Here is a 1,727-nt window from a genome sequence, read left to right on the forward strand (position 1 = left end):
GAATAGAATAATTCGTTTGAAATCAATTAAAAACAAATCCTTTACAAAATATTGAATGTAAATACCATTCGATATTCGACCAAATGCACTACTGGCAATGCTCTCAGGCCGTCTGAAAACCCAATTTCAGACGGCCTTTTTTGTTACAAACCTCTTGACCGATTACATAAGATTACGTAAAGTGTGCAACAGTTTTCATAAATTGGTAAAACCAATTTACCTGATAACTGGTTGCATCTAAAAAAGTGGCAATCCTTATTCGAAAAACATCTATTACTCAACACATCGCATCAAACCGCCATTGATTGACGGTTATGGTGCCCGTTGCCCCAAGGATAATCCCATGGCTCTCTTTCTCAGTATTTTTCCCATCGTGCTGTTGATCTGGCTGATGGTTAAGAAAAACAGTATGCCGTCCTACGTCGCGCTGCCGATTACCGCCGCGCTGATTTATGCCATCAAACTGTTTTATTTCGGCAACGACGCTATGTTGCTCAACGCAACAGCCGCGTCCGGCCTCGTCTCTACCCTGACCCCGATTACCGTGATTTTCGGTGCCATTATGTTTAACCGCATGATGGAAACCACCGGCTGTATCGACGTCATCCGCAAATGGCTGGCTACCATCAGCCCGAATCCGATTGCCCAGTTGATGATTATCGGCTGGTCTTTCGCCTTTATGATTGAAGGCGCATCCGGTTTCGGCACACCTGCCGCCATTGCCGCGCCAATCCTGATGAGCTTGGGCTTCAACCCATTAAAAGTAGCCATCTTCACTTTGGTCATGAACTCCGTACCCGTGTCCTTCGGTGCAGTAGGTACCCCGACTTGGTTCGGCTTCGCGCCTTTGGGCTTGGATCAAAAGAGCATTATGGAAATCGGTATGAGAACCGGCGTAATGCACTTCTTTGCTGGTTTCATCATCCCTGTGATCGGCTTGAGCTTCATCGTACCTTGGGCTGAAATCCGCAAAAACTTGGGCTTCATCGGTATCGCCGTATTCTCCTGTACCCTTCCTTACGTTGCCTTGGCGATGGTTAATGAAGAATTCCCATCTCTGGTTGCCGGCGCAATCGGCCTGATGGTGTCCGTATTCGCAGCAAACCGCGGCTGGGGCTTGAGCAAAGATTACGCCAAAGACCCGAATGCAGAAAAAGTACCTTTCGCACAAGTTGCCAAAGCACTGGCTCCTTTGGGTATGCTGATCGGCATGCTGGTGATCACCCGTATCAAACAGCTGGGCATCAAAGGCCTGCTGACCAGCAAAGAAGAATGGTTCAGCTTCCAACTGCCGTTTGATTTGTCCAAAATCACCGTCAGCGACTCCCTAACCATCACCTTCGGCAACATCTTCGGCCAAGGCGTAAACGCTTCCTACCAAACCCTATACGTTCCGGCTTGGATTCCGTTTGTCTTCACCGTTTGGATTTGCATCCTGCTGTACAAAACCAAATTCAAAGATGCGTGGTCTTTCTATGCTGCAACCTTCAACCAAACCAAAAAACCTCTGCTTGCCCTGATGGGTGCGTTGATTATGGTTCAACTGATGATGGTTGGCGGCGACGACTCCATGGTGAAAATCATCGGTAAAGAGTTTGCCGCGATGGCAGGCGAACACTGGGTTTACTTCTCCCCTTACCTTGGCGCAATCGGTGCATTCTTCTCCGGCTCCAACACTGTATCCAACCTGACCTTCGGCCCGATTCAACAACAAATCGCGCTTGATA

1 protein-coding gene is annotated in these 1,727 nt (G+C 48.2%); it reads left to right on the top strand.

Annotation, left to right across the window (positions count from 1 at the left end; all coding sequences use genetic code 11):
• Nucleotides 1-343 precede the first annotated feature (343 nt).
• A partial coding sequence (locus tag ACTHUT_RS19750; RefSeq protein ID WP_440419522.1) for an L-lactate permease occupies nt 344-1,727 on the top strand: 1,384 nt, incomplete at its 3' end.

The sequence above is a fragment of the Neisseria sp. P0022.S010 genome (assembly GCF_051956635.1).